The organism is Antarctobacter heliothermus, assembly GCF_002237555.1.
In the GTDB taxonomy this organism is placed as follows: domain Bacteria; phylum Pseudomonadota; class Alphaproteobacteria; order Rhodobacterales; family Rhodobacteraceae; genus Antarctobacter; species Antarctobacter heliothermus_B.
Genome location: NZ_CP022540.1, coordinates 1,689,177 through 1,707,884, shown reverse-complemented (window position 1 = coordinate 1,707,884; position 18,708 = coordinate 1,689,177). Strand labels below are relative to the sequence as shown.

The following is an 18,708-nucleotide window of genomic DNA, read 5'->3' as shown; positions in this document are numbered from 1 at the left end:
CTTAGGGCCTTTCACGCACCGCTGAAAGCCCCATCGTCACTGCGATTGACTGCCATGCGCACGGCTTAGGCCCCAACGGGCAGGTGACCCGTCTTGATGAAAATCAGACAACCGTCATCGGAGAAAAGCGCATGTTGCGACCGATCCGGGCTGCGCAGCCAGGTGCCCGCCGGGTAACGCCCGTTGTCGTTCTGCAATACACCTTCGATCACGTAAACCTCTTTGCCGCCCCTCTGGCCTTGGAAGTTCAACCGGGTGCCGGGGGCAAAGCGCACCAGCCGGACGACCTCGGGGCCGTGTTTATGCAACGGCAGTACGCTCAGCCCCTCTTCGGAACTGGATTGGAACACCGCTGACCGCGTGTCGATCACCACCTGTTCGGTATCTGCCGCGTCGAACTGACATAACTTGACCAGAATCACCGCACCCTCAGGCCCGATGTGGGGCGTATGCGCGGAGCCGATTGGATTTCGGACATAGGTTCCGGCGGGATAGTCGGCATGTTCGTCGGAAAACACCCCGTCAAGGACCAGAAATTCCTCACCACCGCCGTGGCTGTGCCGGTCAAAGGCGCTGTTAGGCGCGAATTTCACGATCGTGGTCGCCCGCGCAACCTCATCCCCGATCCGATCCAGCATCATCCGCTCGACGCCGTTCGCCGGCGAGGGCCGCCAATGATGCTCTTCGGGGCGAACCACCACCCGCTTGGTGAAATCGGCATTCAGCTCCATCCGGGCCTCTCCTTGTTAACCCTTCTAAACTAGGGCGGCGTGGACAGATGGACCAGCCCCCGACAACCGTCTATGAAAAATGCCCCGCCTGCCAAAGGACAAGCGGGGCCAGTTCGAGCCACGCGCATAGGCGCGGCATCGGCGGTGTTCGATAAAATTGTCTAGGTAACGCTCAGCTCGGGCGTTCACTCATCTCCGAGCGGATCTGCTGACGCAGTACGTCGATTGGCACGGTCTTGCCGTCCCGTTTGAAACACCAGTAGGTCCAGCCGTTGCACGACGGCGCGCCCTCAAGCTGGGCTCCGACCTGATGGATCGACCCCTTGACGTCATTCCCCACCAGCGTCCCGTCGGCGCGGACCTTGGCCTTGTGACGGCCATTCATGCTCCACAGTTCCTCGCCGGGGCGCAGCATGCCGCGTTCGACAAGCTGGCCAAAGGGCACACGCGGTTCGGCGCGTTTTGAGGTGCTGACCTCCAGCGCAGCCTTGTCAAAGGCACGCACCTTGGCGATGCGCTTTTCCGCAACGGCGCGATAGGCATCTTCGCGTTCGATCCCGATCCAATCGCGGCCTAGCATCTTGGCCACGGCACCAGTTGTGCCTGTCCCAAAGAACGGGTCCAGCACCACGTCGCCGGGTTTGGTCGAGCCAACCAGAACACGGTGCAGCAACGAGGTCGGCTTTTGCGTCGGATGCGCCTTGTCGCCGTTGTCATCCTTGAGTCGCTCACCGCCATTGCAGATTGGCAGAACCCAGTCGCTGCGCATCTGGATGCCCTCGTTCAGGGCCTTCAGCGCCTCATAGTTGAAGGTGTATTTGGCCCCCTCGCCCTTGGACGCCCAGATCATCGTCTCATGCGCGTTGGTGAACCGTTTACCGCGAAAGTTGGGCATCGGGTTGGCCTTGCGCCAGACCACATCGTTCAGGATCCAATAGCCCGCGTCCTGCAACGCCGCGCCCACCCGAAAGATGTTGTGATATGAGCCGATTACCCAGATCGCCCCGTCGGGCTTGAGCAATCGGCGCGCCGCTGCGAGCCAGTCTTGGGTAAACTTGTCGTAGGCGGCAAAACTCGAAAACTGGTCCCAGTGGTCGTCGACCGCGTCCACCTGAGAATTGTCGGGACGGTGCAGCGTGCCCTTCAGCTGCAGATTGTAGGGTGGATCGGCAAATATCAGATCAACGGACGCCTCCGGCAGACTGTTCATCACATCGATGCAGTCCCCCGCCAGAATCGTGTTGAGAGGGAGCGCATGCGCGCTCGTCATTTTGGTCATCTTCGTCATTCTCTGCCTCTGTCCCCGGCACGTTGTCGCGCTCATTGGTTGAGGGAAAGATGAGTCAAAGGTGATTCGCGGTCAATTCTAATTTTGAATCAGTCACTTGAGTTTTTCTCTTGCCACAAGATATCGCGCACCGGAGCAAAGGAACGTCTATGCAGAGGGGTCACCCCCAAATCTCGGAGTGCAGATTTGTGACACTTCGTCGGGTAGCCGGCGTTTGTTTCCCAGCCGTATCCGGGAAACCGTACTGCGGCCTCTTTCATGACATTATCCCGCCAGTTTTTCGCCACAATTGAGGCCGCAGCAATGGACGGCGACACCCCGTCGCCGCCCACCACCGGCGTCGCGGGACACGGCAAGCCGGTTGGCAAACGGTTTCCGTCGATCAACAGATGGTCTGGTTCGATGGACAAATCCGCCACGGCGCGGCGCATGGCCAATAGGCTGGCTTGCAAGATGTTTATGTCGTCGATCTCTTCGACACTGGCCACGCCCAGGCCAATCAGCGCGCTTTGCCGCAACAGCGGCTCCAGATGATCGCGGCGTTTGGCGCTCAACTTTTTGGAGTCGTTCAGCCCATCAGGAATGGCCTCACGGGTCAAGATCACGGCCGCGGCCACAACCGGCCCGGCCAGTGGTCCGCGCCCGACCTCATCAACCCCCGCTACGCGCGTAAACCCACGCGCCCAGAGCGCCTCTTCCAGACGCAGTGTAAGTGCCATGAGGGTCAGCCCGCCATCATCCGCCGTACCGCGCGCAGCCGCACGGTAAGCGCGCCCGCGCCCACAATGGCCAGAACCACCAGAGAAACCCATCCCAGCATCGGGATCAGACTGATAAGTCCAGCCAGCAACGCGCCAATGAACGCCGCCACGACCCGGTCGATCCAGGGGAGCGGCAGCTTCGGCACATAGCTCAACGCCCAGCGGCCAAGGGCATAAACCCCGACAATCAGACCCGCTGCGGCCAACGCTGCGGCCGCCAGCCAGAAAAATGGCGTCAGCAGCGCACCGATCATCGTCACCGCCACCACAACGCCGCCCCCGGTCAGGATGGACAGGCCAACGAACCCGGCACCGACAAGACGCAGGGGGCGTGCTGCGATCTGGTTCGCCATATCAGTCATCCGTACCGGCGCAATCAGCGCCACTAGCGCCGTGATCGCCCCGACCACAAGCACCCAGGACACCATGTCGGACAGCTTTTCGCCAATGCTCTGCTTCGGCAACCCGGCGGGGTGTTGAAACGCCCCGCTGACGCGCTTGTATTTCAATTCAATCCGCGTCAGCCGCTCCGCCGCGACCACGCTTTCGGGAACGTCTGTTGCGCCGACCACGTCTTCATACAGTGTCAGCGTCCCGTCTATGCGCGCCCCCGCGCCGAACGTCAGTTCCCGCGATGAGATGACGGCATCGCCTGCAATCTGGCCATTCAGTTCCACAATCTCGCCGTTGGCAATCAGGCTTTCGCCGACGGTGCCGTTCACGACGACCTCGGACCCAAAAGCGCGCAAATCCCCCGCGATCGCTGCGTCCACCGATAGGGTATAACCCGCCAGCGCCACATCGCCGGCCACCGGCGCGCTGATCCGCACCCGCTGTCCGGCGGCGTACAGGCTGCCGCCCAGATCCGCGTCCACATCAACCCAGCGTCCGGCCATATGCGCCGTCCCGGTGACCGGCGCAGCCAGTTGTACGCGCTGACCTGCCAGAAAGGCGTCGTCGCGCCCGGTTTCGGACATGCGGACGGTGGCCCCCGCCTTGTAGATGTCATTGCCAAACAGCGCCTGTTCGGCCGCATCCTGCGCCAGCGCCGGAGCGGCCATCAACAAGCCCAGCGTAACCAAATATTTCTTCAACATAGGCTGAACTCCCCTGCTCCGCCGGAGCCGATTCTAGCCGCTGAACGTATCAGCCGCCTTGTTCTGCCTTAAAGCGCGGGTCGCGGGCCGGTCTCAACCCCTTTCGGGATCGACCTGTACGCCTTCGTCCGAAAGAAAAGCCGTGATCAGGGTCAGCACGGCCTCTTCTTCGGTCACCTTGCGGGATCCGATCCACATCTCCAGCCTCGCACGTTCTTCACAGCTGAGTTGAACAAGGATCGGACGCCGATCACCGGATGAGACAGTCTTGGTCCATTCGGTCCCCGCATCCAAAGCGCGCCGCAACGTTTGCCGCACCAGATAGGCCAGCGGCACATGGGCGGTGGACTGGCGTACCAAAACCTTCCGCAGCGGCTCTGGCAGACCCAGAACCAACGCTTTTCTAGGGTCTCGGCGACTCATGACATTCCTCGTTTTTTGGATTTTCGCACTCTAGCAGAATAGCCGGTCACCGCGAGACCCGATCTCTTGAAAGTTGTCGTTGACGCAGACGACACACGCGTAAGGTCAAACTCTTTTCGCGATGGCCAAACCACGCTAAGCCTGACGGACGGATACAGCCAAGAAGGGGTCTCATGTCCCAGTTCACTTATCTTTTTGTCTATGGCACGTTGATGACCACTGCAAACCACCCGATTAGCGCACGACTCCGCGAGGAATCCGATCTGATCGGCTTGGGCTGGATCCGGGCTCGTCTCTATCATATCGAGGACCCTGAGGACCCCGGCCAACGGTATCCCGGCGCGGTTCCATCGGGCTATGACAACGACCGTGTCCACGGCGAAGTCTACGCATTGAGTAACGGGGCCGAGGCCCTGATTGCCGCCTTCGACATCTATGAGGCCTGCGACCCGTCCCGCCCGGAACCACATGAATTCATGCGCCGCCGCGTTCCTGTGACGATGGACGACAATCGCGTCATCGACGCGATTTCTTATCTCTATTCCTGGGATTTGTCGCGCGCGACACGGGTTCCGTCGGGCCGGTTCAACCGCCACATCCCGCAGACGATCTGACTCGCGCAAAAAAATGCGCCCAACTGGCGTCGTCTGTCGGTCTGATACAATCTGTTGCCCCCCGCATGACCAGGCTGGATCACAACACGCACCACATCAAACGCACAAAGGCGCCCTGGGGCGCCTTTGTCTTGTCTTTCGGGCGATGTCGGAGCGGCTTGCGCCCCCCCGGTCACACTTCGCAGGGCGAAGCGTGATTACATCATGCCGCCCATGCCGCCCATGTCGGGCATGCCGCCACCGGCAGGTGCACCTTCTTTGGCCGGTTTGTCGGCAACCATCGCTTCGGTGGTGACCAGCAGGCCAGCAACCGATGCAGCGTCTTCCAGAGCGGTACGGACAACCTTGGCCGGGTCGATGACGCCGAACTTGAACATGTCGCCATATTCATCGGTCTGCGCGTTGTAACCGAACTTGGGGTCATTCGACTCGCGGATCTTGCCAGCCACAACCGAACCGTCAACACCGGCGTTCTCGGCGATCTGGCGCAGCGGTGCTTCCAGTGCCTTGCGAACGATGGTGATGCCTGCGTTCTGGTCGCTATTGGCGCCGGTCAGGCCTTCGAGAACCTTGGCACCCTGAACCAGAGCAACACCGCCACCAACGACGATACCTTCTTGAACAGCTGCGCGAGTCGCGTTCAGAGCATCGTCAACACGGTCTTTGCGCTCTTTCACTTCGACTTCGGTCATGCCACCGACGCGGATAACGGCAACGCCGCCTGCCAGCTTGGCAACACGTTCCTGCAGCTTTTCACGGTCGTAGTCCGAAGTGGTTTCTTCGATCTGAGTACGGATCTGGGAAACGCGTGCTTCGATCTCGGCCTTTTCGCCAGCGCCGTCGACGATGGTGGTCTCGTCTTTGGTGATCGAGACTTTCTTGGCTGTGCCAAGCATGTCCATGGTCACCGACTCCAGCTTCATGCCGAGGTCTTCGGAGATCACCTGACCGCCGGTCAGGATCGCGATGTCCTGCAGCATGGCCTTGCGGCGATCGCCGAAGCCCGGTGCCTTGACGGCTGCGATCTTCAGGCCGCCACGCAGCTTGTTGACCACGAGGGTCGCCAGCGCTTCGCCTTCGACGTCTTCAGCAATGATCAGCAGCGGCTTTTGCGACTGGATCACCTGCTCGAGCAGCGGAACCATCGGCTGGAGCGACGAGAGTTTCTTCTCGTGCAGCAGGATCATGCAGTCTTCGAGATCTGCAATCATCTTGTCCGGGTTGGTCACGAAATAGGGCGACAGGTAGCCACGGTCGAACTGCATACCTTCGACAACATCGGTCTCGGTCTCGAGGCCTTTGTTCTCTTCGACGGTGATGACACCCTCGTTGCCGACTTTCTGCATCGCGTCAGCGATCTGACGACCGATTTCCGCTTCGCCGTTGGCGGAGATGGTGCCAACCTGAGCGACTTCGTCGCTGTTTTCGACCTTGCGGGCCGCGTCCTTGATCGACTGCACGACTTTCGAAGTCGCCAGATCAATGCCGCGCTTGAGGTCCATCGGGTTCATGCCAGCGGCAACGGCCTTGAGGCCTTCTTTGACGATAGCTTGGGCCAGAACGGTCGCGGTGGTGGTGCCGTCGCCGGCCTCATCATTGGTGCGGGAAGCAACTTCCTTCACCATCTGTGCGCCCATGTTCTCGAACTTGTCTTCCAGTTCGATCTCTTTGGCGACAGAAACACCGTCTTTAGTGATGCGCGGTGCGCCGAACGACTTGTCCAGGATCACGTTGCGGCCTTTGGGGCCCAAAGTCACCTTGACCGCATCGGCCAGAATGTTGACGCCGCGCAGCATTTTGTTGCGGGCATCGGTATCGAATTTCACATCTTTTGCAGACATCGCATGTCCTCCTTAGAAGTCTTCGTTGGCGATCACGACTGGCGTTCAGGCAGCGGCTGCTGCTGCTTCGTCAGTGATGATCCCGAGGATGTCGCTTTCCTTCATGATCAGCAGCTCTTCGCCACCGACATTGACTTCGGTGCCGGACCACTTACCGAAAAGGACTTTGTCGCCTTCTTTGACGCCCATTTCGATCAGCTCGCCGCTGTCCTTGCGTGCGCCTTCGCCACACGAGACAACCACGCCTTCTGCCGGCTTTTCCTTGGCGCTGTCAGGAATGATCAGCCCACCAGCAGTCTTTTCGTCGCCTTCAACGCGACGGACAAGCACGCGGTCATGAAGCGGTTTGAATGCCATCTCCGAGTCTCCTAGCTCAAAGTTTCTTCTATGCCCCCTCACCGTATGAGCGGGGGCGTTAGCACTCACCGTAGTCGAGTGCTAACGGCGTCTAGCTAAGGATGAGTCTCAGTTCTGTCAACATGGAGACCGGGAAAATTTGGTGCGCTTGGCGCTAAGAGGGCTGGCACGGCAGGTTGGGACGAGTGCGACCCGGACATCCAGACAAACAATACTTGTTGAGACCTATGAACAGCAGACGCGTTTACCACCCACGGCAGGAAAAAACATCGCCCGACCCGCCCTCTTCATCCAATGCGTGCAGTAGCGGAACACGACTCGCCTCGAATCGCCTTTTGCGAAATGCTGCCCCTGACTGAGTCCCAAAATACGACAAGGACACCCATGACCTTTATGCCCAAAATCCTCTGCATTCTTGTCCTTTGTCCCGCTGTGCTGCTGGCTTTTGGCCGGCCCGCCGAGGCACAGAGCACGTTTCTTACCCTGTCGGACGTGCATTATGGCATTGCGGCAGAGGAACACGTCTGGGGTCACAGTCATGAAACCAGCAAGGCGCTTTGGGACAAGGCCCAGACCAAGGCCCGCGCCCTGCGTGACAGCGAATCCGCTGCCTTCACGCTATATCTTGGCGACATGCCCGCACACAATCAGGCAGACGCCGCACGCAAGCTGGAGTTCACCACTGTCCTGAACGGATTGGCCACAATTGCGGGGGACAGTCATAGGCTCTATTTCCTGCCCGGCAACAACGACAGCCTGGACCGCGATTATTGCGCCTTCGACAGCGGCGGTCAGGTGCCCTTTGTCGCGGACGACAAATACGACCCCACCAAAAGCGGCCCGCCCACCAATCAATGGCCGACACTGCGCGCCGGGGACACGCTGATCGACGCCAGCCATATTGACCACGGCTATTACTCTGCCTATCCGCTGCTGCCGGACACCGGGCTGCGGCTGATTGCCTTGAACACAGTCATGTTCACCGACGACTATGGCACCGGGTTCAACTGGGACGCCTGCGAAAACGCCCTGACCATCGCGGAAATCGAAACGCGCATTGCGACCCAACTGCAATGGCTTGCCACCCAACTGGCGGAGGCCGAGGCCGCCGGGGAAAAGGTCATCCTGGCGATGCACGTTCCACCCGGTATCGACGGCTATGGCGGCGGCCCGATGTGGACCGTTGCGCGCGGGTATTCGGACAGCGGGTACACCGGCGATGATCCGCTGTTCACTGCTGCAAGTGCGGCGGGTAACCACACCATCGAACGTGTTTTTCTGGCGCTGACAGCCCGCCACGCCAAGACCATCTCCGCAATGCTGACAGCCCATACCCATCTGGACGATTTGCGTCTTCTGACTTCATGTCAGGGCGACGCCGCCGGGATCGCCTATGGCGTTCCGGGGATCACGACCGACCACGGCAACAACCCCGCGATGAAGGTCTTTGGCCTCGATGCCACTTTTACGCTGGACCGGGCCACCACCTATTTCGCAACCGAATTTACCGCGCCCAAATTCGATTGGCACAGCGATACGCACTACGGGTTTACCGCCACCTATTGCCCGACGGGGCGGGACTGTTCCGGCCATCCACTTTCCTCTGTGCTACAGGCGTGGAATGGCGATACCCAAGGGATCGCCAAGCGGATGCTGACAATCCTGCGCACCGGGCGTGGCGCGGTCAGCGGTCACTACTACGCGGCCGCGCTGGACGCCGCGCCAAACTGCACAATGCCCCGGACCATGCGGTAGATCCCCCAAAGGCAACGACCAAGACAGCGGCATGGAACGGCGCATTTGGCTGTGCCGTTGGCATTGCACTTGGTCTCCAAGCTGCACTAGGGTCGCGCCGACACCCCCAGACAGAGCACCCCATGCCCTCACCAATCGCCGCGCCCCTGCGCCATGCGCCTCCGCCGTCGAGTTCCGAAAACCTGCGCGGCATCGTCCTGATGGCACTGGGATTCTTTTCGTTTGCCGCCTGCGATGTGATGGCCAAGGTCCTGACTGAAACCCTGCACCCGGTGCAGGTGGTGTGGTTCCGGCAAATCGGCCTTGCCCTTGGCGTGATTGTCCTGCTGGCCCTGCGCGGACCGTCCATGCTGCGCTCACGCTTGCCGGTCTTGCAGATCACCCGCGGCTTGCTGGCAGTCTGCTCGGCAATCTGTTTCATCATCTCGGTCAGCTATGTCCCTCTGGCCGATGCGGTCGCCGTGACCTTTATCGCGCCCTTCATCGTCACCCTTCTGGGGGCGTTTGTCCTGCGCGAATCCGTTGGCATCCGCCGTTGGATTGCCGTCGGCATCGGCTTTATCGGCATGCTGATCGTGATCCGCCCCGGACTGGGCGTGTTTCATCCCGCCATCGGCTTTACCGTCGCCGCAGCCTGCTTTTTTGCTCTGCGCCAAGTCCTGTCGCGCAGCCTGAGCGGGGCGGACCCGGTCATCACAACCGTCACCTATACCTCCCTCACCTCTATCGTTTTGGTCAGCGTCGCCCTGCCATTTGTCTGGACAACACCGGATCAACTGTCGCTCTGGCTCTTGGCGGTTGGACTTGCCGCCACGGCCGGACTGGGAGAGGTTCTGGTGATCCGCGCGCTGGATATCGCACAGGCCGTGGTGTTGGCCCCGATCCACTATTCGATGATCATTTGGGGTACCTTCTACGGTTTTGTGGTCTTCTCCGACCTGCCCGATGGTTGGACCCTGATTGGCTGTGGCATCATCATCGCCTCTGGCCTGTACACCCTGCACCGCGAACGTCTGGCAGCAAAGGCCCAGCCGAATACTTGACGCAGCAGCTCTTGGGCGCGCAATCTAAGGGTTCCCGGCAGAAAGCCCGCGACCATGACCATAGTCCCGCCAGAACCGGCCTTGCGTGACTACAAGGATACGCTCACCGACTCGCGCCGATGGGACGCCTTCACCCCGCGCGATGGCGACATCGTCGTTTCGACCCCACCCAAATGTGGCACGACATGGACCCAAGCCATCCTTGCGATGCTGATCACCGGGGATCCGCTGGTGGATGCGCAGACCTCGATGAAATCACCGTGGATCGACATCTCGTTCCGCGACGTCGCAGAAGTCATGGCCCGGCTAGAGGCACAAGAGCACCGCCGTCAGGTCAAGACGCACACCCCCTTTGACGGCGTCCCCTACTGGCCGCAAATGCGCTACATCACCGTGTACCGGCATCCCATCGACGTCCATTTTTCGTTTCGAAAACACGTCGCCAATATGTCATTTGATTTTGCCATCGGGCTATACCCTGACGATCTGTCCGAAGGATTCCGACTGTTCCTCGAAGGCGACCACTTCGACGCCGTCAGCCTTGACTCGATCCTGACCCACTACCGCGAGACACTCGTGCGAGAACCCCGAGAGAACCTCCTGCGCCTGCACTACGCAGACATGACGCGCGACCTGCCCCGCACCGTCGCCCGCATCGCCGATCACGTCGGCATCGAGCACCCAAAGGCACTGCTGGACGCAATCGCCGACGCCGCAACCTTTGACAGCATGAAGGCCAACGCCCACCGCTTTACCCCCTCCGCCGGGCAGGAGTTCTGGCGCAACGACGCAGAGTTCTTCAACACCGCCTCATCGAATAAATGGGAGGGGAGGCTGACGCCCGACGACCTTGCCGCATATGACGCGCGCATGTCCGTCGCGCTGTCACCAAAGGACCGTCACTGGCTGGAATGGGGCAGCGCCTGAACGTCAGCGTGGCTCCCAACTATAGGCCCAATGGGTCAGCGCTGCGTGCCCATCCTTGGTCAACGCATAGACCCCGGTCCCGACCTTTTCGAACCAGCCATAGTGGTTGTCGCGCATGATCCGCGTCGCCAAAGACACGCCCGTGGCCGCCACTACATCGCGCCCTCGGCATGGTCCTGCCTCTGCCAGATGCGCCGCACAGGCCAGCGCATCCTGACGGTAGCCGGTGACAATCCCGTGCCGGGTCGCGCCGCCATCATTCGGGTCCCCCCGCAGCCGCGAAAATTCACGCAACAGTTTGGCCGCCTTCGCCTTGGACTGCCTTGGCGCATAGGGGCCGGGATCGCACATCACCTCAACTGTTCCATCGGCACGCACCGTAATGAACCCCAAGCCCAACCGCCGGCACAGCGACAGGTTGTCCTTCAGCGCGCGCCGCGCGGTGCGTCCGGTGGGCCGGGGGACCGCGATATATACCAGATCGCTGACCGCCAGCCGGGTGCAAGCCTGATGAAACAACGACAGGGTGATGCGCAGCTTCAGCTCGACAATCACCGGCGGCTCATCTCCGCGCACCGCCACCAGATCAGCAGCGCCGACCTCGCCCTTGACCTCATAGCCCTGCCCAACCAGCAACGCCTTGACCGGCGCATATAAATCGCTTTCCCGCTCCATTCGCGCAGTCTCAACAGCCCGCGCGCCCTTGTCCAGAACCCGTGAAGCCGACTATGAAAAGATAGCCCTCATGAAAGGCCCGCCATGCGACCGATCCTCCTTGCCCTGACCATCCTCGGCCTGCTGACTGGACCGCTGCACGCGGCCTGCGACGGGCAAAGCCTGACACCGTCGCTGACCCCGGCAGAACGGGTGGAACTGGACGCCCGTCTTGCGGACCTGCCCTATGCGTCCGGCAATCACTGGCGCGCCACGCGAGGCGATGCGGTTCTGCATCTGGTCGGCACCATGCATCTTGGTGAGACACGCCTGGACGGCCCGACAACCCGCCTGACCCCTCTGGTCGAGGGCGCAGGCCTACTGATGTTGGAAATGGCCACCGACGAAAAATCCGCGCTGGAGACGGCGCTATCCACTCGTATGGACATGCTTCTCTTGCCGGACAAGACACTGCCCGATCTCTTGCCAGAGACGGAATGGCAAATGTTGGCCGATGCCATGCGGCAGCGCGGCGTTCCGCCCTTCATGGGGGCCAAGATGCGGCCGTGGTATGTCTCGATCCTGTTGGCGATCCCGTCCTGCATGAAAGAGCAACTGGCAGAGGCTGACGGCCTCGACGCCCGTCTGGAACGACGTGCCGTTGCAAAGGGTGTTCCCGCACGCTCACTTGAGCCCTATGAAACCGGGTTCAAGGCCTTTGCCGACATGCCATTCGAAATTCAGATGCTTATGGTCCGCTCTGCGCTCAGCTCGCCCGAAGACGGCGAGGATCTGTTTGAAACCATGCTTTCGGCCTATTTCGCCGAGGATCACGGTGCCAGCCAAGTGGTGCTTGAGGTGCTGTCCCCTCGCCTGACGCCATTGACAGAGGCCGAGAACAAACTAGTCTTTCGCGCGCTGGATGAGGCGCTGATCTCAAGCCGCAACCGCGCCTGGATTCCGGTGCTGGAGGACGCGCTGAAGGATACCGATGGCTATGTCGTTGCGGCCTTTGGCGCCGCGCATTTGGCCGGCCACGAAGGCGTACTGCAACTGTTAGCGGACAAGGGTTTCACCCTCGAACGGCTACCATTCTGACAAGCCCTGACTGACAAGCGCCAAATAGCCGGGGACGGTGGGCGGGGCGACGTTCGGGCCAAAGGCCCAGGACGAGCGCCGTGTACCGTCCCCGGTTGGGATTCAGGCCGCCAGACCGCGCCCCTTCAACAACGCCTCAACCCCCGGCATCCGGCCCCGGAAGGCCATGTACAGATCTTCGGCCTCGACTGAGCCACCTTTCGACAGGATGAACTGCTCCAACTTTTGCGCCGTCTTGGGGTCAAACGCGCCGCCCGCCTCTTCAAAAGCCTCAAACGCATCCGCATCCATCACTTCGGACCACATGTAGCTGTAGTAGCCAGAGGAATAACCGTCCCCGGCAAAGACATGGGCGAAATGCGGCGTCGCGTGGCGCATGGTGATGGCGCGTGGCATCCCTATGCCCTCCAACACCTCCGCCTGTTTTTGCATCGGATCGGCGGGTGCCGTGCCGGAGTGGAACTCCAGATCCACCAACGCCGAGGCAACGTATTCGACGGTCTGAAACCCCATATCGAAGGTCGCCGCCGCCAGAACCTTGTTCAGCAGCGCCTCGGGCATTGCTTCGCCGGTCTCGGCGTGGGTGGCAAATTCCGCCAACACCTCCGGCACTTCGAGCCAGTGTTCATACAGTTGTGAGGGCAATTCGACAAAATCGCGCGCAACGCTGGTCCCCGAGACAGAACCAAACTCCACGTCCGACAGCATCTGGTGCAGCGCATGGCCGAACTCATGGAACAACGTGCGCGCATCGTCATAGGACAAAAGCGCCGGCTTGCCCGCTGACGGCTTGGCAAAGTTGCAGACGTTCACGACGATCGGCGTTTGTACCATCGGACGTTTTGCCTGTGACCGGAACGCAGAACACCACGCCCCGGACCGTTTCGAGGCGCGCGCAAAGTAATCTCCGATGAAAACGGCAACATGTTTTCCGTCCCGCGTCACCTCCCACGCCTTGCAATCGGCGTGATACATCGGCACATCCAGCGCGCTGAACTCCAACCCGAAAAGCCGGTTCGCGCAGGCAAAGGCCGCCTCGATCATGCGGTCCAGTTGCAGGTAGGGTTTCAGTTCCGCCTCGTCGAGATCATGCTGTGCCTTGCGCCGCTTTTCCGCGTAGTAACGCCAGTCCCAAGGTTCCACCGGCCCCTCGATCCCGTCGGCACGCAGCAGTGCCTCGACCTCGGAAGCATCGCGTTCAGCAGCAGCCTTGGCCGGTTCCCAGACCGCCAACAACAACGCACGCACCTTGTCAGGCGTGCCCGCCATCTCGGTCTTCAGCTTGTAGGAAGCAAAATCCGCATAGCCCAACAATTGCGCCCGCTCTGCGCGCAGGCCTAGAACCTCGGCCGCAATCCCGCGATTGTCCGTGGCCCCGCCATTTTCGCCCCGCATCACCCAAGCCCGCCACGCCTTTTCGCGCAGATCGCGACGCGGCGAGAATTGCAGGAACGGCACGATCAGCGACCGCGACAGCGTTACAACCGGCCCTTCCGCGCCCGCCGCCTCTCCGGCGGACCGCGCCGTGTCGATGACAAACTCTGGCAATCCCTCCAGATCCGCCTCCGACAGCACCATCGACCAGGCGGATTCGTCTTTCAGCAGGTTTTGCGTGAACTCTGTGCCCAGCACCGCCAGTCGCGATTTCACCGCCGTCATGCGGTCCGCCTCATCGCCCTTCAGCGCGGCCCCCGCCCGCACGAAACCGCGATGCGTCAGGTACAAAACCCGCGCCTCTTCCTCGGATAAGTCCAGTTCGTCCCGCCGATCCCACAGATCCTGAATGCGCCCGAACAGCGCCGCGTTCGCATAGATCGCCGAGGAATGCGCCGACAGTTTCGGGCTGAAATCCCTTTGCAGCTCTTGCCGTTTGTCGTTGCTGTCCGCCCCGGACAAGTTGAAAAACACGCCCAGCACCTTGTCCAGCGCCTCTCCGGATCCTTCCATTGCCTCGATGGTATTTGCAAACGTCGCAGGTTCGGCGTTGTCGGCAATCGCCTCGATCTCGACCATGTGGGCGGCAAGTGCCTCATCCAGCGCCGGGGCAAAATCCTCATCGGAAATCTCGGCAAAGGGAGCGATGCCAAATGGCGTCTGCCAGTCGGAAAGCAGCGGATTGGTCATGGGAATCTCCTGTGTGTCACCGTCTAGCTAAGCGCCGGTGCCGCCCGCTTCAATCGGGGTCTTCGGTTTCTTGTGGCTCGCGCCGCAAACCGCGCAATCCTCGCGGCGTTTCAATCTAATCTTGCGGGTCTCGCCCCATAGTGCGTCATAGATAAGCATCTCGCCCCGCAACACGGCCCCGGACCCGGCGATAAGCTTGATACACTCCACCGCCATCATGGACCCCACCACGCCGGGCAATGGCCCCAAAACGCCTGCCTCAGCGCAACTTGGCGCCAAATGCGGGGCGGGGGCCTCAGGGAAAATACACTGATAGCAGGGACCGGATTGCGCCGGGTCAAACACCGACAGTTGGCCCTCCCACTGGCTGAGCGCACCTGAAATCAACGGCTTGCCCGCCGCCACACAGGCCCGGTTCACCAGATAGCGGGTGTCGAAATTATCGGTGCCGTCCAGCACCACGTCATACTCCGCCAACAAGTCGTGCGCGACGTCCTCCGTCAGCCGCCGCTTGTAAGGGCGCACCTGTATATAGGGGTTCAAAGCCTCCATCGCGGCCTGTGCGGAAAACACCTTTGGCATTCCGATCCGCGCATCCGAGTGGATGACCTGCCGTTGCAGATTGCCGCTGTCCACCACATCATCGTCGATCACGCCCACCGTGCCCACACCCGCGCCCGCCAGATACAACAGAACCGGTGAGCCAAGGCCACCAGCCCCCACCACCAGCACCTTTGCCTGCTTCAAACGCTTCTGCCCCGGCCCGCCCAGTTCCCGCAGCACGATATGGCGGGCGTACCGCTCCAGCTCACCGTCGCGGAACTTGCCCGGATCGGGCTTGGGGATCTCTTTGGCCTCGTTGTCCAGCACGCGCGCCTTGACCCGGCGCAGGATCAGCGCATACCCCACCCCCAGCGCAATCAACCCGCCCAGAATCAACCAACCGGCAGCATTGCCGCCGGTCGCCTCGCGCAACGGATGGCCCTCAGGCAGCACCACCTGCACCATCAGGACGGCGACGTATAGCAGTCCAAGTAAATTAAACCGCACACCACGCGGCACCTTCATCAGGTGGCCAATCGTCCAGATCACCGCCGCAACCCCGATAACCAGCAGCATCAGTTGCGCCCGGTCGAGCCAAAGCCGCCCATCCCGCGCGCGGTTTCCGCCAGCGCGCCCTCTTGGAAAACTGCCCGCACAACCGGGGCCACCACCATCTGTGCAATCCGATCGCCGTGATGGATCACAAACGTCTCATCCCCGGCGTTCATGACAATCACCCCCAGCGGCCCACGATAATCGCTGTCAATCGTGCCCGGCGCATTTGGCAGTGTAATCCCGTGCTTGAGTGCCAGCCCGGATCGAGGCCGCACCTGCACCTCAAACCCACCCGGAATCGCAATCCGCAGCCCCGTCGGCACCAATGCCCGCGCACCCGGCGCCAGCACCATTTGTCCCCGGTCGGGCAAGTTGGCGCGCAGATCCGCACCCGCCGCCCCGGCCGTTGCATAGACCGGCAGGCCCAACGCCCTGTCCGCCGCGTCTTCCCATTCAAAGGCAATCGCAACCTGTGCTTCTTCTTGGGTCAAATACTCACTCTCCGCCACGTCCACGCGCACCATCCCATGGACCGGGCGCGCGCACGACCGCCCCCAGCGCCTCGGCGATCCGGCCCGCCAGTTTTTCGGCCACCGCCCGCTTGGAGGCACGCGGCCAGCTTTCCGCGCCGCCGTCAGAGATCAGCACCACGGCATTTTCGGCCCCGCCCATGATCCCCGTCGCTGGCGACACGTCATTGGCAAGGATCCAGTCACAGCCCTTGCGCGCGCGCTTGGCGGTGGCATTTTCGACCACATCGTTGGTTTCGGCGGCAAAGCCCACGACCAGCGCGGGCCGTCCATCGGTCAATTGCGCCACCTCGCGCAGGATGTCCGGGTTCTCGGCAAACTCCAGCACCGGCAGTTTGCCCCCAATCTTCTTGATCTTGGCATCCGACGCGCTGGCCACGCGCCAATCCGCCACCGCCGCCGCGAAAACCCCCGCTTCAAACGGCAAGGCCCCCATAACCGCTTCGTGCATCTCACGCGCACTCTGGACCTCAACAACCTGAACGCCATTAGGCCGCGCCGCATCGGCGGGGCCAGTGACAAAGACAACCTCGGCCCCCAGATCGCGCAGAGCCTCTGCAATCGCAGTGCCCTGTGCCCCGGATGATCGGTTGGCGATGTAACGCACTGGGTCAATCGGCTCATGCGTGGGGCCGGATGTGACCAACACACGCCGCCCCGCCAGCGGACCGACGTCAAAGAACCGCTCCATCGCGGCGATGATCTCCATCGGTTCGGCCATGCGGCCCGGACCATGTTCGCCACAGGCCATGTCGCCCGCATTGGGTCCAACCACCCGCACCCCATCCGCCTGCAAAGTGACCAGATTGCGCTGCGTCGCCGGATGGTCCCACATACGGACATTCATCGCCGGTGCCATCATCACCGGCGTGTCGGTCGCCATCAGCAGCGTGGTGGCCAGATCATTCGCGTGCCCGCCCGCCATCTTTGCCATCAGGTCGGCGGTGCCGGGGGCCACCAGCAACAGGTCCGCCACGCGGCTCAGCTGAATGTGGCCCATCTCTGCTTCCTTGGTCAGGTCAAATAGGTCGCGGTGGACCTCTTCCCCTGCCAGCGCAGAGACGGACAGCGGCGTCACAAACTGCTCCGCCGCGCGCGTCATCACCGGCGTGACTGACGCACCGCGCTCTCGCAGCCGCCGGATCAGGTCGAGACATTTGTAGGCGGCAATACCGCCGCCGATGATCAGCAGAATGCGTTTTCCGGCCAGCACGTCACGCCCCCCTTTTTAGACGCCCGCACTATGCAGCACCCGCGCCTGTCCGCAAGACCTGTCCCCGACAACGCCGCCCGCCCCGGACCTGATCCGGGGCTTCCTGCACGTTCAGCCTTGCGAAATATGTCTTAGGAAGCGCCCCGATCAAACGGTGGCGTGATTACGATCGGGTCAAATCTCTCCACAGGCAGGTTAGCCCGGCTTCGGTCTGCCCCAACGGAAGAGGAAAAAGCCATCAAGCAAAGGAAATTGAACCATCTCATGCGAGGAAGTGATGCACTTCTCCGCTTTGCGCCTCTAGTGCCTTGCGCATTTTACCAAAGGCTGCCGCCTCCAGCTGGCGCACCCGCTCTTTCGACAGGCCCAGTTCATCGCCCAACGATTCCAATGTCCGGGAGTCGTCCCGCAATTTGCGTTCGCGCACGATGAAGCGCTCTCGATCATTCAGCGATCCCAGTGCCTGAACCAGCCAATCGCGCAGTTGCTCACGGTCGTGCGTGTCTTCGACTATGTCTGACGCCTGTGCGCCATCATCCTCGATGGTGTCGATCCATTCGCGGCCCTCATCCTCTGCCGACTGGGTCGCGTTTAGAGAGAAATCCGATCCCGACAGCCGCCCCGACATCATCTCGACGTCGCGCATAGGCACTCCGATCTCAGTAGCGATCTTGTGGCGAAGCTGATGTCCGTCCAACTCCTGACCCGAGGCCGCCGCCTCACGTTCTATCCGGGCCTGAACGCGGCGCATGTTGAAGAAAAGGGACTTTTGCGAAGAGGTCGATCCGGTTCGCACCATCGACCAGTTGCGCATCACATAGTCCTGAATGGATGCCTTGATCCACCACACCGCGTATGTCGAAAATCGCACGCCGCGGTCCGGGTCGAACTTGTCCGCCGCCTTCATCAGGCCCAGACCGGCCTCTTGGATCAGATCATTCATCGGCGCGCCGTAGCGCTTGAACTTGGACGCCATTGAAATCGCCAACCGCATATATGCTGTGATGAGCCGGTGTAGCGCCTGTTCGTCGCGGTCATCGCGCCAAGCATAAGCCAAACGCAATTCCGTTTCCGCATCCAGCAACTCGGCCTTCATGGCCCGGCGCGACATGCTCTGGTCATTGAAAGTATCAAGTGCCATTTTCGTTCCCCTG

General features: G+C 61.4%; 18 protein-coding genes. 5 read left to right on the top strand and 13 right to left on the bottom strand.

Annotated features, from left to right (window positions below):
• Positions 1 to 65 precede the first annotated feature (65 nt).
• The 5 genes from ANTHELSMS3_RS08090 to ANTHELSMS3_RS08070 form a co-directional block, all read right to left on the bottom strand.
• Positions 66 to 731 carry a cupin domain-containing protein gene (locus ANTHELSMS3_RS08090; protein ID WP_094034426.1) on the bottom strand — a complete coding sequence of 222 codons (666 nt, stop codon included), beginning with the start codon at positions 729 to 731 and terminating at the stop codon, positions 66 to 68.
• 172 nt (positions 732 to 903) lie between these two features.
• Positions 904 to 2,019, bottom strand: coding sequence for a site-specific DNA-methyltransferase (locus ANTHELSMS3_RS08085; protein ID WP_094034425.1), 1,116 nt, complete (start codon positions 2,017 to 2,019; stop codon positions 904 to 906).
• An 89-nt stretch (positions 2,020 to 2,108) separates the two neighbouring features.
• Positions 2,109 to 2,738, bottom strand: coding sequence for a ribonuclease HII (locus ANTHELSMS3_RS08080; protein WP_094034424.1), 630 nt, complete (start codon positions 2,736 to 2,738; stop codon positions 2,109 to 2,111).
• A 5-nt stretch (positions 2,739 to 2,743) separates the two neighbouring features.
• Positions 2,744 to 3,877, bottom strand: coding sequence for a hypothetical protein (locus ANTHELSMS3_RS08075; RefSeq protein ID WP_094034423.1), 1,134 nt, complete (start codon positions 3,875 to 3,877; stop codon positions 2,744 to 2,746).
• 93 nt (positions 3,878 to 3,970) lie between these two features.
• A complete protein-coding gene (locus tag ANTHELSMS3_RS08070) occupies positions 3,971 to 4,300 on the bottom strand; it encodes a hypothetical protein (RefSeq protein ID WP_157733445.1) in 330 nt (109 codons plus the stop codon).
• 173 nt (positions 4,301 to 4,473) lie between these two features.
• Between ANTHELSMS3_RS08070 and ANTHELSMS3_RS08065 the strand changes: the two genes are divergently transcribed.
• On the top strand, positions 4,474 to 4,914 hold the full coding sequence (locus tag ANTHELSMS3_RS08065) for a gamma-glutamylcyclotransferase family protein (protein WP_094034421.1): 441 nt from the start codon (positions 4,474 to 4,476) through the stop codon (positions 4,912 to 4,914).
• A gap of 197 nt (positions 4,915 to 5,111) precedes the next feature.
• On the opposite strand, the gene groL is transcribed toward ANTHELSMS3_RS08065, so the two are convergent.
• Positions 5,112 to 6,755 (bottom strand): chaperonin GroEL, encoded by a 1,644-nt coding sequence (groL, locus tag ANTHELSMS3_RS08060; protein ID WP_094034420.1) that lies wholly within the window; start codon positions 6,753 to 6,755, stop codon positions 5,112 to 5,114.
• Positions 6,756 to 6,800: 45 nt separating this feature from the next.
• The gene (locus ANTHELSMS3_RS08055; protein WP_094034419.1) at positions 6,801 to 7,112 is read right to left on the bottom strand and encodes a co-chaperone GroES; all 312 of its coding nucleotides are present in this window, start codon (positions 7,110 to 7,112) and stop codon (positions 6,801 to 6,803) included.
• Between the two features lie 384 nt (positions 7,113 to 7,496).
• On the opposite strand from ANTHELSMS3_RS08055, the gene ANTHELSMS3_RS08050 reads away from it, so the two are divergent.
• From ANTHELSMS3_RS08050 to ANTHELSMS3_RS08040, 3 genes are all read left to right on the top strand, one after another.
• Entirely contained in the window at positions 7,497 to 8,867 is a 1,371-nt protein-coding gene (locus ANTHELSMS3_RS08050; protein ID WP_157733444.1) for a metallophosphoesterase, read from the top strand.
• Positions 8,868 to 8,989: 122 nt separating this feature from the next.
• Positions 8,990 to 9,910: a DMT family transporter gene (locus ANTHELSMS3_RS08045; RefSeq protein WP_198319906.1), complete on the top strand. Its 921-nt coding sequence runs from the start codon at positions 8,990 to 8,992 to the stop codon at positions 9,908 to 9,910.
• 54 nt (positions 9,911 to 9,964) lie between these two features.
• Positions 9,965 to 10,837, top strand: a complete 873-nt coding sequence (locus ANTHELSMS3_RS08040) for a sulfotransferase domain-containing protein (protein WP_094034417.1) — start codon at positions 9,965 to 9,967, stop codon at positions 10,835 to 10,837.
• A gap of 3 nt (positions 10,838 to 10,840) precedes the next feature.
• Here ANTHELSMS3_RS08040 and ANTHELSMS3_RS08035 read toward each other — a convergent pair whose 3' ends face one another.
• Positions 10,841 to 11,512: a DUF2161 domain-containing phosphodiesterase gene (locus ANTHELSMS3_RS08035; RefSeq protein WP_094034416.1), complete on the bottom strand. Its 672-nt coding sequence runs from the start codon at positions 11,510 to 11,512 to the stop codon at positions 10,841 to 10,843.
• 84 nt (positions 11,513 to 11,596) lie between these two features.
• Here ANTHELSMS3_RS08035 and ANTHELSMS3_RS08030 point away from each other — a divergent pair, with 84 nt between their 5' ends.
• Positions 11,597 to 12,589 carry a TraB/GumN family protein gene (locus ANTHELSMS3_RS08030; protein ID WP_094034415.1) on the top strand — a complete coding sequence of 331 codons (993 nt, stop codon included), beginning with the start codon at positions 11,597 to 11,599 and terminating at the stop codon, positions 12,587 to 12,589.
• A gap of 102 nt (positions 12,590 to 12,691) precedes the next feature.
• Here ANTHELSMS3_RS08030 and ANTHELSMS3_RS08025 read toward each other — a convergent pair whose 3' ends face one another.
• From ANTHELSMS3_RS08025 to ANTHELSMS3_RS08005, 5 genes are all read right to left on the bottom strand, one after another.
• A complete protein-coding gene (locus ANTHELSMS3_RS08025) occupies positions 12,692 to 14,713 on the bottom strand; it encodes a M3 family metallopeptidase (protein ID WP_094034414.1) in 2,022 nt (673 codons plus the stop codon).
• A gap of 27 nt (positions 14,714 to 14,740) precedes the next feature.
• Positions 14,741 to 15,832: a HesA/MoeB/ThiF family protein gene (locus tag ANTHELSMS3_RS08020; RefSeq protein WP_094034413.1), complete on the bottom strand. Its 1,092-nt coding sequence runs from the start codon at positions 15,830 to 15,832 to the stop codon at positions 14,741 to 14,743.
• Positions 15,832 to 16,302 carry a dUTP diphosphatase gene (dut, locus tag ANTHELSMS3_RS08015; protein WP_254694883.1) on the bottom strand — a complete coding sequence of 157 codons (471 nt, stop codon included), beginning with the start codon at positions 16,300 to 16,302 and terminating at the stop codon, positions 15,832 to 15,834. Before dut ends, ANTHELSMS3_RS08020 begins: the two co-directional genes overlap by 1 nt.
• A 4-nt stretch (positions 16,303 to 16,306) precedes the next feature.
• Entirely contained in the window at positions 16,307 to 17,554 is a 1,248-nt protein-coding gene (gene coaBC, locus ANTHELSMS3_RS08010) for a bifunctional phosphopantothenoylcysteine decarboxylase/phosphopantothenate--cysteine ligase CoaBC (RefSeq protein WP_094034411.1), read from the bottom strand.
• A gap of 262 nt (positions 17,555 to 17,816) precedes the next feature.
• Positions 17,817 to 18,695: an RNA polymerase factor sigma-32 gene (locus ANTHELSMS3_RS08005; protein WP_094034410.1), complete on the bottom strand. Its 879-nt coding sequence runs from the start codon at positions 18,693 to 18,695 to the stop codon at positions 17,817 to 17,819.
• Between the last annotated feature and the right edge of the window lie 13 nt (positions 18,696 to 18,708).

Excerpts from the sequence above, each read along its gene's own strand:
- ANTHELSMS3_RS08025 (WP_094034414.1), bottom strand. The coding sequence starts at position 14,713 with ATGACCAATCCGCTGCTTTCCGACTGGCAGACGCCATTTGGCATCGCT.
- ANTHELSMS3_RS08030 (WP_094034415.1), top strand. The coding sequence starts at position 11,597 with ATGCGACCGATCCTCCTTGCCCTGACCATCCTCGGCCTGCTGACTGGA.
- ANTHELSMS3_RS08085 (WP_094034425.1), bottom strand. The coding sequence starts at position 2,019 with ATGACGAAGATGACCAAAATGACGAGCGCGCATGCGCTCCCTCTCAAC.
- ANTHELSMS3_RS08040 (WP_094034417.1), top strand. The coding sequence starts at position 9,965 with ATGACCATAGTCCCGCCAGAACCGGCCTTGCGTGACTACAAGGATACG.
- groL (WP_094034420.1), bottom strand. The coding sequence starts at position 6,755 with ATGTCTGCAAAAGATGTGAAATTCGATACCGATGCCCGCAACAAAATG.
- ANTHELSMS3_RS08035 (WP_094034416.1), bottom strand. The coding sequence starts at position 11,512 with ATGGAGCGGGAAAGCGATTTATATGCGCCGGTCAAGGCGTTGCTGGTT.
- ANTHELSMS3_RS08080 (WP_094034424.1), bottom strand. The coding sequence starts at position 2,738 with ATGGCACTTACACTGCGTCTGGAAGAGGCGCTCTGGGCGCGTGGGTTT.
- ANTHELSMS3_RS08065 (WP_094034421.1), top strand. The coding sequence starts at position 4,474 with ATGTCCCAGTTCACTTATCTTTTTGTCTATGGCACGTTGATGACCACT.
- ANTHELSMS3_RS08045 (WP_198319906.1), top strand. The coding sequence starts at position 8,990 with ATGCCCTCACCAATCGCCGCGCCCCTGCGCCATGCGCCTCCGCCGTCG.
- ANTHELSMS3_RS08055 (WP_094034419.1), bottom strand. The coding sequence starts at position 7,112 with ATGGCATTCAAACCGCTTCATGACCGCGTGCTTGTCCGTCGCGTTGAA.
- ANTHELSMS3_RS08050 (WP_157733444.1), top strand. The coding sequence starts at position 7,497 with ATGACCTTTATGCCCAAAATCCTCTGCATTCTTGTCCTTTGTCCCGCT.
- ANTHELSMS3_RS08070 (WP_157733445.1), bottom strand. The coding sequence starts at position 4,300 with ATGAGTCGCCGAGACCCTAGAAAAGCGTTGGTTCTGGGTCTGCCAGAG.
- ANTHELSMS3_RS08090 (WP_094034426.1), bottom strand. The coding sequence starts at position 731 with ATGGAGCTGAATGCCGATTTCACCAAGCGGGTGGTGGTTCGCCCCGAA.
- ANTHELSMS3_RS08075 (WP_094034423.1), bottom strand. The coding sequence starts at position 3,877 with ATGTTGAAGAAATATTTGGTTACGCTGGGCTTGTTGATGGCCGCTCCG.
- ANTHELSMS3_RS08020 (WP_094034413.1), bottom strand. The coding sequence starts at position 15,832 with ATGCTGCTGGTTATCGGGGTTGCGGCGGTGATCTGGACGATTGGCCAC.
- ANTHELSMS3_RS08005 (WP_094034410.1), bottom strand. The coding sequence starts at position 18,695 with ATGGCACTTGATACTTTCAATGACCAGAGCATGTCGCGCCGGGCCATG.